This window comes from Paenibacillus sp. FSL R7-0204 (assembly GCF_038002225.1).
Lineage (GTDB): Bacteria > Bacillota > Bacilli > Paenibacillales > Paenibacillaceae > Paenibacillus_AQ.
On record NZ_JBBOCA010000001.1, the window covers coordinates 2,446,214 to 2,461,223 of the forward strand.

The window sequence follows — 15,010 nt, forward strand, 5'->3', positions numbered from 1 at the left end:
TCTTAAAAATGGATAATATTGGAGGTATTTTTGTGGATTGTAATTCGGTAACAGCGAGGAGTTGACAACTAATGGGTGCAGGACCAACAGGACCAACAGGAACAACCGGGCCTACAGGGCCTACAGGTACAACTGGCGCTAGAGGGAATCAAGGTAGTAGAGGTAACGTGGGATTTACAGGAAGTACCGGATCGATTGGACTAACGGGAGCAACGGGGCTCACAGGTGAAACGGGAGTAACGGGACTGACAGGAGAGACGGGAGCAACAGGGCTCACTGGGGAAACCGGAGCAACGGGTCTGACAGGAGAAACGGGAGCAACAGGGCTCACGGGAGAAACCGGAGCCACGGGGTTGACGGGAGAGACCGGAGCCACGGGGTTGACGGGAGAAACGGGAGCGACAGGGCTCACGGGAGAAACCGGAGCCACGGGGTTGACAGGAGAAACGGGCGCAACAGGGCTTACCGGAGAAACGGGAGCGACAGGGCTTACGGGAGAAACTGGAGCAACAGGGCTGACGGGAGAGACCGGAGCAACAGGGCTGACGGGAGAAACGGGAGCCACGGGACTCACGGGAGAAACTGGAGCAACGGGTCTGACCGGAGAGACCGGAGCAACAGGGCTGACGGGAGAAACTGGAGCGACAGGGCTTACGGGAGAAACGGGTCTGACCGGAGAAACCGGAGCAACAGGGCTCACTGGGGAAACCGGAGCAACAGGTCTGACGGGAGAGACTGGGGCGACAGGGCTCACGGGTGAAACAGGAGCAACGGGACTTACCGGTGAAACGGGAGCAACAGGACTCACGGGAGAGACCGGAGCAACAGGTCTGACGGGAGAGACTGGGGCGACAGGGCTCACGGGTGAAACAGGAGCAACGGGACTTACCGGTGAAACGGGAGCAACAGGACTCACAGGAGAGACCGGAGCGACAGGGCTGACGGGAGAGACCGGAGCGACAGGGCTGACGGGAGAGACCGGAGCCACGGGGCTGACGGGAGAGACGGGAGCAACGGGTCTAACCGGTGAGACTGGAGCGACGGGGCTCACGGGTGAAACCGGAGCGACAGGGCTCACCGGCGAAACGGGCGCAACAGGTCTGACGGGAGAGACGGGAGCAACGGGACTCACGGGAGAAACCGGAGCAACGGGTCTGACGGGAGAAACGGGCGCAACAGGTCTGACAGGTGAGACGGGAGAGACCGGAGCGACAGGGCTGACGGGAGAGACCGGAGCCACGGGGCTGACTGGAGAGACGGGAGCAACGGGGCTCACCGGTGAAACTGGAGCGACAGGGCTGACGGGAGAGACTGGAGCGACAGGGCTCACGGGAGAAACGGGAGCAACAGGGCTGACCGGAGAGACGGGAGCAACAGGGCTGACCGGAGCCACAGGGCTGACCGGGGAAACGGGAGCAACGGGTCTGACGGGAGAAACTGGAGCAACGGGTCTGACGGGAGAGACCGGAGCAACAGGGCTCACGGGAGAGACCGGAGCGACAGGACTCACCGGCGAAACGGGCGCAACAGGTCTGACGGGAGCAACAGGGCTGACAGGTGAGACTGGAGCAACGGGACTCACGGGAGAGACTGGAGCAACGGGACTCACCGGTGAAACGGGAGCCACAGGACTCACGGGAGAAACTGGAGCAACGGGTCTGACGGGAGAAACTGGAGCAACGGGTCTGACGGGAGAGACTGGAGCAACAGGGCTCACGGGAGAGACTGGAGCGACGGGCCTCACCGGGGAAACGGGAGCGACGGGCCTCACGGGAGAGACTGGGGCAACAGGACTCACGGGAGAGACTGGAGCGACGGGCCTCACCGGGGAAACGGGAGCGACAGGACTGACCGGTGAAACGGGAGCGACAGGGCTGACCGGAGAGACCGGAGCGACAGGACTGACCGGAGAGACGGGAGCGACAGGACTGACCGGGGAAACCGGAGCGACGGGACTGACAGGAGAGACCGGAGCAACGGGACTCACTGGAGAAACTGGAGCAACGGGACTTACCGGTGAAACGGGAGCAACAGGACTCACGGGAGAGACCGGAGCAACAGGGCTGACGGGAGAGACCGGAGCAACAGGACTGACGGGAGAGACCGGAGCAACAGGGCTGACGGGAGAGACCGGAGCCACGGGCCTCACGGGAGAGACCGGAGCAACAGGACTGACAGGAGAGACCGGAGCCACGGGGCTGACTGGAGAGACGGGAGCGACGGGCCTCACGGGAGAGACTGGGGCAACAGGACTCACGGGTGAAACAGGAGCAACGGGTCTGACCGGGGAAACAGGAGCAACAGGACTCACGGGAGAGACTGGAGCAACAGGGCTCACGGGTGAAACAGGAGCGACGGGACTCACAGGTGAAACGGGAGCGACAGGACTGACCGGGGAAACCGGAGCGACAGGGCTGACGGGAGAGACCGGAGCAACGGGACTCACGGGAGAAACTGGAGCAACAGGGCTGACCGGAGCGACAGGACTGACCGGGGAAACAGGAGCAACAGGACTCACGGGAGAGACTGGAGCAACAGGGCTCACGGGAGAGACTGGAGCGACGGGCCTCACCGGGGAAACGGGAGCGACAGGACTCACGGGAGAGACCGGAGCAACAGGGCTGACAGGTGAGACTGGAGCAACGGGACTCACGGGAGAGACGGGAGCAACAGGTCTGACGGGAGAGACGGGAGCAACGGGACTCACTGGTGAAACCGGAGCGACAGGACTGACCGGGGAAACCGGAGCGACAGGGCTGACGGGAGAGACCGGAGCGACAGGGCTGACGGGGGAAACCGGAGCGACAGGGCTGACGGGAGAGACGGGAGCGACAGGACTCACGGGAGAGACCGGAGCAACGGGACTCACCGGTGAAACGGGAGCCACGGGACTCACGGGAGAAACTGGAGCAACGGGTCTGACCGGAGAGACGGGAGCAACGGGACTCACCGGTGAAACGGGAGCGACTGGATTGACCGGTGAAACGGGAGCGACTGGATTGACCGGTGAAACGGGAGCGACGGGGCTCACGGGAGAAACCGGAGCGACAGGACTGACCGGGGAAACCGGAGCGACAGGACTGACCGGGGAAACCGGAGCGACAGGACTGACCGGGGAAACCGGAGCGACAGGACTGACCGGGGAAACCGGAGCGACAGGGCTGACGGGAGAAACCGGAGCAACGGGTCTGACGGGAGAAACGGGCGCAACAGGGCTCACGGGTGAAACGGGAGCCACAGGGCTGACCGGGGAAACGGGAGCAACGGGTCTGACGGGAGAAACTGGAGCAACGGGTCTGACCGGAGAAACTGGGGCGACAGGGCTCACCGGGGAAACAGGAGCAACAGGACTCACGGGTGAAACCGGAGCGACGGGGCTCACTGGTGAGACCGGAGCAACAGGACTGACGGGAGAGACTGGAGCAACAGGGCTCACGGGAGAGACTGGAGCGACGGGCCTCACCGGGGAAACGGGAGCGACGGGCCTCACGGGAGAGACTGGGGCAACAGGACTCACGGGTGAAACAGGAGCGACGGGACTCACAGGTGAAACGGGAGCCACAGGGCTGACCGGGGAAACGGGAGCGACGGGACTGACAGGAGAGACCGGAGCAACGGGACTCACTGGAGAAACTGGAGCAACAGGGCTCACGGGTGAAACAGGAGCAACAGGCCTCACGGGAGAGACTGGAGCAACAGGGCTCACGGGAGAGACTGGAGCGACGGGCCTCACCGGGGAAACGGGAGCGACGGGCCTCACGGGAGAGACTGGGGCAACAGGACTCACGGGTGAAACAGGAGCGACGGGACTCACAGGTGAAACGGGAGCCACAGGGCTGACCGGGGAAACGGGAGCGACGGGACTGACAGGAGAGACCGGAGCAACGGGACTCACTGGAGAAACTGGAGCAACAGGGCTCACGGGTGAAACAGGAGCCACGGGACTGACGGGAGAGACCGGAGCAACAGGGCTGACGGGAGAGACCGGAGCAACAGGTCTGACGGGAGAGACGGGAGCAACAGGTCTGACGGGAGAGACCGGAGCAACAGGACTGACAGGAGAGACCGGAGCCACGGGGCTGACTGGAGAGACGGGAGCAACGGGGCTCACCGGTGAAACTGGAGCGACTGGATTGACCGGAGAAACGGGAGCGACGGGGCTCACGGGAGAGACCGGAGCAACGGGACTCACTGGAGAAACTGGAGCAACAGGGCTCACGGGAGAGACTGGAGCAACAGGGCTCACGGGAGAGACTGGAGCGACGGGCCTCACCGGGGAAACGGGAGCGACGGGCCTCACGGGAGAGACTGGGGCAACAGGACTCACGGGAGAGACTGGAGCGACGGGCCTCACCGGGGAAACGGGAGCGACGGGCCTCACGGGAGAGACTGGGGCAACAGGACTCACGGGTGAAACAGGAGCGACGGGACTCACAGGTGAAACGGGAGCCACAGGGCTGACCGGAGCAACGGGACTCACCGGTGAAACGGGAGCCACGGGACTCACGGGTGAAACAGGAGCAACGGGTCTGACCGGAGAGACGGGAGCAACGGGACTCACCGGTGAAACGGGAGCGACTGGATTGACCGGTGAAACGGGAGCGACTGGATTGACCGGTGAAACGGGAGCGACGGGCCTCACGGGAGAGACTGGGGCAACAGGACACACGGGTGAAACAGGAGCGACGGGACTCACAGGTGAAACGGGAGCCACAGGGCTGACCGGGGAAACGGGAGCGACGGGAATGACAGGAGAGACCGGAGCAACGGGACTCACTGGAGAAACTGGAGCAACAGGGCTCACGGGTGAAACAGGAGCCACGGGACTGACGGGAGAGACCGGAGCAACAGGTCTGACGGGAGAGACCGGAGCCACGGGACTGACGGGAGAGACCGGAGCAACAGGGCTGACGGGAGAGACCGGAGCCACGGGACTCACGGGAGAGACCGGAGCAACAGGACTGACAGGAGAGACCGGAGCGACGGGGCTGACTGGAGAAACAGGAGCAACGGGACTTACCGGTGAAACGGGAGCAACAGGACTCACGGGAGAGACGGGAGCAACAGGTCTGACGGGAGAGACCGGAGCAACAGGACTGACCGGAGAGACGGGAGCGACAGGACTGACCGGGGAAACCGGAGCGACAGGGCTGACGGGAGAGACCGGAGCAACAGGACTCACGGGAGAGACGGGAGCAACGGGACTCACCGGTGAAACGGGAGCCACGGGACTCACGGGAGAAACTGGAGCAACGGGTCTGACCGGAGAGACGGGAGCAACGGGACTCACCGGTGAAACGGGAGCGACTGGATTGACCGGTGAAACGGGAGCGACTGGATTGACCGGTGAAACGGGAGCGACGGGGCTCACGGGAGAAACCGGAGCAACAGGACTGACCGGAGAGACGGGAGCAACAGGGCTGACCGGAGAGACCGGAGCGACAGGACTGACCGGGGAAACCGGAGCGACAGGACTGACCGGTGAAACGGGAGCGACGGGGCTCACGGGAGAAACCGGAGCAACAGGACTGACCGGAGAGACGGGAGCAACAGGACTGACCGGAGAGACCGGAGCGACAGGACTGACCGGGGAAACTGGAGCGACAGGGCTGACGGGAGAGACCGGAGCGACGGGTCTGACGGGAGAGACCGGAGCAACAGGGCTGACGGGAGAGACTGGAGCGACAGGGCTCACCGGGGAAACGGGAGCGACGGGGCTGACCGGGGAGACGGGAGCGACAGGGCTGACCGGAGAGACTGGAGCAACAGGGCTCACGGGAGAGACTGGAGCGACGGGCCTCACGGGAGAGACTGGGGCAACAGGACTCACGGGAGAGACTGGAGCAGCGGGTCTGACCGGAGAAACTGGAGCGACGGGGCTCACGGGTGAAACCGGAGCGACAGGACTCACCGGCGAAACGGGCGCAACAGGTCTGACGGGAGAGACCGGAGCGATAGGGCTGACGGGAGAAACCGGAGCGACGGGTCTGACAGGTGAAACCGGAGCAACAGGGCTTACGGGAGAAACCGGAGCGACAGGTCTGACGGGAGAGACCGGAGCAACAGGGCTCACCGGAGAAACGGGCGCAACAGGTCTGACCGGAGAGACGGGAGCAACGGGACTTACGGGAGAGACTGGAGCGACGGGTCTGACAGGTACGACTGGTCCACCAGGGCTTACTGGAACAGTTATAGGCCAAACAGGTCCAACAGGTCCAACAGGAACAACTGGACCAACGGGAACAACGGGTGCAAGAGGTCCTCAAGGCAGCGGAGGAATACGAGGAGGTTCAGGTAGACCGGGGGATACAGGGCAGACAGGTGTGACCGGTCTGACCGGAGAGACGGGACTTACGGGGGAAACGGGAGCAACAGGTCAGACAGGAGTGACTGGAGTAACCGGTGTCACCGGTGTTACCGGATTTACCGGGATGACTGGGTTAACGGGAGCAACAGGTCAGACGGGAGCGACTGGTGTTCTATCCGAGAGCTACGCTCAGTTTTTGTACTATGGAGCGGGTATTGAAGCAACAAGTGATCATTTCCCGATCCCGAACTTTACTATAGATTTACAATCCACTACTGGGAATTCTATAGGACCACAATCTGATGATACCGATGTGTTTACGGTAGAGCCCGGAAGCTACTTGATCCTGTATCAAGCTAATGTTAAATCCACTGATACCAAAGCAGCCGGTCTGGAATTGATTGTTAATGGTGCATTTGACACTGTAACACAAGTTTTCGCTTCGATAAATACGGTTGCCACTTATCTGTATGGAACTCATATTTTAGCGACTTTTGTGCCGGCAACGATTCAACTGGCACTTATGTACGAAGGCACTTCTGTAACTACTAATATTATTGGAGTACAAGAAGGCGGGTTCTACGCAGCTAAAGTTACCATAGTCCAGTTGTTATGATCTTTCTCTAAATTGTGATCATTAATTTTTTGCCTCCCGTGAAGACCAGCCTGCTGCAGGCTGGTCTTCACGCATGTGTATGTGTAGAGCAAAAAAATAGTTTGTTTTTTCTTACATAGCCTGGACGAATTGCTGAACCAATCATTCAAAGCGGCATATGATGGACTATTCTAATCAAGGAAGGAGAGGATTGAATTGTCTCAAGCTAATCTGCCTAACATTACACCTACCATTACACTCACCCGTAGCGATGCCATCAACATGATGCTGTCAGCCATCGCCATGGAAGAGTTAGGGCTTAGCCATGTAATTAATGCAGAAGGGGAGAAGATGCAATACGCGCTTGGCACTCTTCCTGGAGTAACTGCTCCGGTGGTGAATATCTCTAATATTCAGGATATCACTGATAGTATCCGTAGTATGCTGGGGGAAACGGTCAAAAGCGCCTGGCTGCAGACCAGCCAGTTAGAGAGTCTGCTTGCCGCACCGGTTGATTATGGTGGTACTGGAGCCACAGGCGTAACAGGACCAGACGAGGGACCGATAGGTCCACGAGGACTGCCGGGTCCAGCAGGCGAGACTGGAGACGATGGTCCAATCGGCCTCACTGGAGTTACTGGTATGACGGGTATGACAGGACTTACAGGAGAGACGGGAGAAACGGGCCTCACAGGTCTGACTGGAGTTACAGGGGTAACTGGTGTTACAGGGCAAACCGGAGAGACGGGAGAAACGGGCCTCACAGGTCTGACTGGAGTTACAGGGGTAACTGGTGTTACAGGGCAAACCGGAGAGACGGGAGAAACGGGCCTCACGGGTCTGACTGGAGTGACCGGAGTGACCGGAATGACTGGAGCAACCGGGGGGACCGGAGAGGCTCTTATTGACCGGTGGTTGGCTTATTTCAATGGTGCTGAAGCAGGCCCGATAGGAGCACGTGGTCCAATACTCTTTAATGATAACGGTTATTTCACTGGAACAGCTATCTCCATCAACCCAGGTGGCGGTTACTTTCTGCAGAATAACGGTGCTGGAGCTAGTCTGGAACCGGCCACATACTACGTTCATTATGCAGTAAATGCTATTGCTGCGACAGGGGCGAGTATGAGCGTTGCCCTTGCTCTTAACGGTGTCACGATTCCAGCAAGTGAAGCGATATCCAATAATTCGGTGCCTGTTGGAGCTACTTCAAATCTGGCAGTGGGGGGCAGTATTTTTCCGACCGTTACTGCTGACACAGTTAATTCTCTGCTCTTGTTTAATGCTGGTCCCGCTGAAATTAGCGAAATTACGGGCTCGATATCCATTATTAAATTGCTCTAACCCAACCTAAAATAGAGGAGTTGATCTCATGTCACAGGCGAACCTGCCTAATATCACCCCGACCATAAGCATTGCCCGGGATGATGCCGTTAACCTGCTGTTGTCCTCCATTGCAATGGAAGAATTGGGACTCAGCCATATTATCAATGCCGAAGGGGAGAAACTGCAATATATTCTGGGTACCTTACCAGGAGTTACAGCTCCGGATGCAACGATTGACGATGTGCTGGCTATGAACGATAGTGTAAGAAATATGATGCGGGACATTGTCAAGAAAGAATTCATTCTCACCAACAAGCTGGAGACAGTCCTCAATGCATCCATTATGGTAGGACCTACTGGCGCAACGGGGGCTACGGGTAATCCCGGCGGACCTCCAGGTCCTCAAGGCGATCAGGGGATTCAGGGTCTTCAAGGTCCAATGGGGGTAACTGGACAAACGGGAGAGACAGGACTCACGGGTCTGACCGGATTGACTGGGTTGACTGGCTTAACCGGGATGACTGGAGAGACCGGGATGACCGGAATGACCGGGATGACCGGAGAGACCGGGATGACCGGAGAGACCGGGATGACCGGAGAGACAGGGATGACCGGATTGACTGGGCTAACTGGCTTAACGGGTCTGACCGGAGAGACGGGAGCGACCGGAGAGACGGGAGCGACCGGCATGACTGGCATGACGGGTCTGACTGGCTTAACGGGGCTCGCTTTCTTCGCAGAGTACGCTTCTGCTGGATCTACAGCAGATCAAGTTGGTGCTTTTCCCGAAGCGGTGACTTGGACCTCTACTGGACCGAGTAGCGGAAGTATTGTTTTGAATCCAGATTCAAATCAGTACTTTCCACTGCCTGTTGATTCTACAGTTCTGGTCCAATACTTTGTCACTGGTGGGAAAGTTTTTGCTGAACCAATGAGCTTTCAACTGTACACCTATGATGCAGGTGAAGCTCTTATTGGTCCTGTTCCTGGCTCACAAGCAACTTCGGCATTGGGCGCCAACACAATTGCAACTGTGGCAGGGGGCGGTATCATTGGGACTACAGGTATACCACAGTTTGTGGGATTAGTTAATGAAAATGCTACTGAACCTGTTGGAGAAGCAGGCACCTTCTCTGCCAATATTCAATTGATCAGGATTAACTAATATAACGATTTATAACGAGCGCCAGAATGAATTCTGGCGCTTTGCCGCGTCAAAAGTTCAGAACAGAGAAGTGATTGGCCTCTTTGGAAATTTTAGAGGAATGGTCCAGGCCGGACTGATTTCACAAGCATAGAATATTAGGTGTTGCCAGATCTCCGAGAGGTCTATGAAATATTCTGCATATCGTGGACTTGGACAATCTATAGGCAGCATAAACTGGTATTGGGGGTGTTGTTTAAATAGTACTGCCGTTCGCAAATGGCAAGCAAATATAAAGTGAAAGAAGGGTTGTGTCCATATGTCATCATTAATTCCAGTGCAGCTGGGAAGTCCGGGACCGGCCATCCGGCTGGCAAGTCCGGTATTGCTGGAGGAGAGTCATCCGTTCTTCCAAATTGATTTCAGTGTGCCTCTATCGTTTAAGCCGGCCGCGCCCGGTAATTATCACCTGATCGTGGGACTATCGGTGCTGAAAGACGGAAACATCATTCATACCCTTACCGAGCCCTTTATCGGCAGCGGCAATGCTGGGGAAGCTCTCATTGCGGATGTGAATGCAAGGATTACAGGCAGCTTCGGCCAGGGGGGGCAGTCCTTTGAATTGGAGCTGCAGATTCTGTCTTCACAGAATATTGCGGCGAATCCGCTGGCCGGACGCCCAGCAGTCTCCGTCCAAGGAGTGGCGGCGGACGAGGAGGAGGTGGGTCCGACAGGGCCAACGGGTACGCAAGGTCCACGGGGTACGAAGGGACCTAAAGGTCCGACTGGCAGCACTGGACCGACAGGAACAACGGGTCCTGGCATACAAGGGGTGAAGGGTCCTAAGGGCCCCACTGGACCGACTGGTGTGGTTGTGGCAACTGGAGCGGGGAGTGTAACGGGAGCAACGGGCGTTACAGGACCTGACGGGGTAGGGCCCACCGGTGCAACCGGAATGACCGGAATTGGAGCCACCGGGATGACCGGATATGGCCCACAGGGACCGACAGGAACGACGGGAGCAAGGGGCGTGACGGGACCTACAGGTCCTGGTTCAGGGGCTACCGGAGATACGGGCCCAACCGGTCCCACAGGGATAACCGGACCCAGCCGGGCCTTACCGGTCGTTGTGAGTGATACTCTGCTATTGAGCAGCCCTATTGAAGGGAACATCGTAGGCCAACTCCCGCCGGTACTGATAACCTCGACCGATCAATGTGTAGTTATATCGGGCACTATCCAGATTAGCTATGGGAATCCACCAAATTATGTTTACAACAACAGTTTGAATATTTATGTAGAGCGAGATGGTCAGTTCGACCTTCCAATACAAGGTAACGTCCTGGTTTGGACTTTAGCTTACAATTATTTGAATAATCCTGGTTCTAATTCCATACCCTCATATCAATCGTTGCCCTTCTATATGATCGATGAGAATCCGCCATTGGGCCTTCATAATTATACGGTGGTTGTCGGTATTAATCAGTTAAGTGATAATACAACACTCAGTTACGAATCATTCAATGCCACCGCGAAAGTATTCCGGAAAGGCAACTAATGCTATCCTTCGTGAGGCCGCGACAGAGTAACAAGCATCTGAGAAATAAAGGAGTTGAAAGACATGGTCATCTATTCGTCGCTTCCCCTTGAAAGCGGCAAAGAACTGGTGCTTACGGATATCCGGACGGATGTAGAACAGCCGTATCCATCTGCGGAAGTGCAGTTATCGATTCCCCTGCTGCTGGATATCCAGTCCCCCGGCTATTATCATCTACACTTGAATGTTGAACTATGGAGGGCTAATGCGTTAGTCGAAACCCGTGATGTGTCGATTGAATCCACTGCCTTGTCTGCCGGATGGATACAGACTGAAGCCACGGTCAGATTCAGTGATGAACTGCCCGCAGGCATTCATCAATACGAGCTGCGAATGAAGCTGCTCCATGTTCAGAATATCGCTTCGGATATCCGGGTCGGCTCCCCGTTGATCCGGACGGGGCCGGGGCCTGTCATATTCAACGGCCCTATAGGCCCCCAAGGACCTACAGGACCTACTGGTCTCACCGGAAGAACCGGAATACCTGGAGGCTTAGGGGGAAGGGGAGCGGCTGGATTCTCAGCTACCGGCCCCACCGGCCTAACCGGCCCCACCGGTCCAACAGGGGAAACCGGTTATGCAGGAGGATTCGCTGGCCCCACTGGAACGACCGGGGCAGCGGGAATAGGGATTACAGGAGCGACCGGGCTTACAGGTGTAGGGGCCATGGGGGCCACCGGCCTAGGAATTATAGGGGATACAGGCCCCGACGGTCCGACAGGCCCCACAGGCCCCACAGGGGATTCGTCCGGGGGAAGCGGCGAGCAGGGTGAAGCCGGACCCGAGGGTCCCAGAGGAGCTATAGGTGTACCAGCGGATGAAACGTATATTCCAACACTGACTTATGATATTTCACCAAGTCTGTTAGTTTTGCTTAACGAACCTACCTTGGTTGCATCTATTCCGGTGGATCCTGGAAATGAGCGCTGCCAAGTAGAAGGCATTTTGGATTTTAATATTACTGCAGGGAATTCTCAAAGAACAAACGGATTTAGGATAACCATCACACTGGCTGATGCTGCTGAAAACACATTGTATCAGTACAGCAATTATTGGCAGAAGCAGGATTCTGATACTTTTGCTATAGAAGAAGAAATTCCATTTATGGTAATTTATGATGGTCCCGCAACTACTCTGACGCTAACTGTATCGGTTACTGGTGATGCACAGGTCGATTTGGTTATTTTTATTAACCAAGGTATTCTGACTTCTACAGTAATACCGAAAACTATCTGATGTTGCAGGAAAAATAAAAGGCGGTGAATTTATGTCGAATTTAACCACTCTTCCCTTGGGAACGCCGGGACCGGCTGTTCACCTGGCGGAGACTCTTGACATTGTTGCAGCACAGCCTCAGGCGCATGTCACGTTCCAGATTCCTGTCGTCTTCCAGGGAGTCACTTCCGGTCCATCCTTGCTGCGGGTAGAATTGGAAACAATGCTCTCCGGCAATGTCCTGCAGACTCAATTGGTTACACTGTCCCATACCGGAACGGAGGAGACCGTCAGAACAATGCAGGTGACGGTCAACCATGCGGCGTACCCGGGAACGTATGCCTACACGATCCGAGCCCGGGTCGTCAGCTACATTAACGTCAAAGCAGATCCATCTATAGGCAGAGCTGTTGCAGGGATCGCTTCTGTGAATACAGGTAGAGCTGCGGCAGGACTGACCGGCCCAACCGGCCCGACAGGAACAACCGGTACCCAGGGGCGGTTGGGCGATGGCGGCGATCCTGGTAAGAAGGGCGTGACAGGGGCAACAGGCTACGGAGCGACCGGGCAGACAGGAGATACAGGCACACCTGGTCCTCCCGCGGTTGTCACTGGCCCAGTAGGCTACGGTCCGACTGGTCCGACCGGGGAGACGGGCAACAACGGAATCGGCCCTACTGGTGCAACCGGCGTAGCTGTAACAGGCACTACGGGGTACAGCCTACAAGGAACGCGAGGTGCGCAGGGGCCGGAGGGTGGAGAGGGTGCACTGGGGCCGACAGGAACTGGCGGTAAAGGCCCGGAGGGTCCGCCAGGAGCCACAGGTGCAACTGGAGCTACAGGTGAAACAGTGTCCCCAGTCCAATATCAATATCTTACGGACCCGCAGACATTGACCTCTAATCCACAAACGATTCTCACCGTGAATTCTCTACAGACTAAGCCTGGGCAACGTGTTCTACTACACGGGAATATCCGTGTCACCTATCTTCCACACGCAGACGCCGTAAGAATTCCGTTCTCAATTACTATTAACTATCTAAATGTGCCAATTCGCTATTTGGACTTCCAGGTCATAGTCCAGGGTTACGGGAGCTTACCTGACCCTGGGCAAAGGAGCAGTGTGGAATTCCCGTTTAGTTTTACGTATACCCCCCAACTCGAAGAGGGAGGCTATTCTATACAAGCGTATACTAATATTAGTGTACCGGGCCTACCCCTTACAGTAGAGAACCGATATCTTGCGGCAGAGCCGATAGGAAGCGGGACTCCCTATTTTCAAGATGAAGATGTTTATTTCCTGGCTGAAGGAGGGGTTCGCACCTTTAACGCTTTGGCCGGTCCCATCCATTTGGTTCCAATGGACCCCAATATTCGCTCTCCTCTTATGGCTGCCTTTGCGGCAGCAGACGGCGGGATTATTTACTTCGCGGTGCAAGATAGGTTATACCAGTTCGACACCAATGCACAAGCTGTGAACTGGGGAGTAGATCTGAATCCGGATATGCAGGCAGCAGATATGTTGCTGACTCCTGATAAGAAATATCTTTTCATCTCGGATGAAGCCAATCCCCAAGTTCAGATCTATGATGTGGTGAACAGGGATTCCATCCGAACTTTGACTTTGGAATCGAATGTTCTATTTTCGGCTGCTTCTCCAGATAGCAAGTATGTCTTCTTCTACATTTATACAGGCCAGGTTCATGCCTATGAGATTGCAACAGGAATGATTACGCGTAATATTTTCAATGGAGCCTACGAACCTATCCAGCAGGCGTTTTCTCCAGGATTTGTAAATCCTCTTGTGGTCTCTAATGACAGTACGGAGGTGCGGTTTACACCTGGACTTTATGGTATTCTGTACGCCTACTCCAAGATTGGAGACTTCAGTAACAATGGCATCGTAAGTAGCGCGGATACTTCATGGGGCATTAAGCTGTTGAGTGACGGAGTTATGTTCATATTATGTGCTGGAGTAAGTGCCTTAGGAGACTATGTTATACGTGTTCTTACAGATGGAAGTGTGCTCAGATTATATTTGCAGTATCAATCTCAATTTAGAAGCATGGCTATCTCACCAAATGATCAATGGTTGGTTTACCAATCAGGTGTGAAAGTAATCATACGGAATACAGGCTCTTTATCTATTGGAAGTTTCTATCAATTTGATGATGTTGCCGTACCGGGCGGACTGAATTTCACCAGGGATAGCCGGTATGCAATCGTAATCGGAACCCAGCATGTGTACAGTATAAGTACAGAGGATTTCTCAGTTCTAACCTTTGACCTTCCAACTGATCCTGCAAATCAACCGCTATCTTACTCCCTCACTAGCGGAGCCTACAAAACGCAGAGTAAATAAGCAAAGATACAAGTAAGCATGAGAAGTGATTAGATCAATCCCTGTGGTTTCTGAAACTACAGGGATTAATCTGTCTTCACATCAAGCGGACAAGGCGAATAATAAAGTGACAGAAGGGTTGTGTTCACATGTCATCATTGATTCCGGTGCAACTGGGAAGTCCGGGACCGGCCATCCGGCTGGCAAGTCCGGTATTGCTGGAGGAGAGTCACCCCTCCGTCCAAATTGATTTCAGCGTGCCTCTGTCGTTCCAGCCGGCGATGGCCGGCAATTATCACCTGATCGTGGGACTATCGGTGCTGAAAGACGGAAGGATCATTCATACCCTTACCGAGCCCTTTATCGGCAGCGGCAATGCTGGGGAAGCTCTCATTGCGGATGTGAATGCAAGGATTACAGGTAGCTTCGGCATCCCGGTAGGTCCCGTATAGCCCGTTGCCCCTGTCACGCCTCCAATTGCTACA

Annotated in this window: 7 protein-coding genes; all 7 read left to right on the forward strand. The window is 56.2% G+C overall.

The features are described 5' to 3' along the window. The first annotated feature begins 71 nt into the window (after positions 1–71). Entirely contained in the window at positions 72–6,923 is a 6,852-nt protein-coding gene (locus MKX42_RS10895; RefSeq protein ID WP_445669313.1) for a hypothetical protein, read from the forward strand. Between the two features lie 195 nt (positions 6,924–7,118). Continuing rightward, positions 7,119–8,246, forward strand: a complete 1,128-nt coding sequence (locus MKX42_RS10900) for a hypothetical protein (protein ID WP_340752512.1) — start codon at positions 7,119–7,121, stop codon at positions 8,244–8,246. Between the two features lie 28 nt (positions 8,247–8,274). Continuing rightward, positions 8,275–9,393 carry a hypothetical protein gene (locus MKX42_RS10905; protein ID WP_340752513.1) on the forward strand — a complete coding sequence of 373 codons (1,119 nt, stop codon included), beginning with the start codon at positions 8,275–8,277 and terminating at the stop codon, positions 9,391–9,393. A gap of 298 nt (positions 9,394–9,691) precedes the next feature. Beyond that, complete coding sequence (locus tag MKX42_RS10910) at positions 9,692–10,930, forward strand: hypothetical protein (RefSeq protein ID WP_340752514.1); 1,239 nt, start codon at positions 9,692–9,694, stop codon at positions 10,928–10,930. Positions 10,931–10,993: 63 nt separating this feature from the next. Next, a complete protein-coding gene (locus MKX42_RS10915) occupies positions 10,994–12,205 on the forward strand; it encodes a hypothetical protein (RefSeq protein WP_340752515.1) in 1,212 nt (403 codons plus the stop codon). Positions 12,206–12,236: 31 nt separating this feature from the next. Then, entirely contained in the window at positions 12,237–14,546 is a 2,310-nt protein-coding gene (locus MKX42_RS10920) for a hypothetical protein (protein WP_340752516.1), read from the forward strand. A 128-nt stretch (positions 14,547–14,674) separates the two neighbouring features. Next, a complete protein-coding gene (locus tag MKX42_RS10925) occupies positions 14,675–14,977 on the forward strand; it encodes a hypothetical protein (protein ID WP_340752517.1) in 303 nt (100 codons plus the stop codon). Positions 14,978–15,010: the final 33 nt, after the last annotated feature.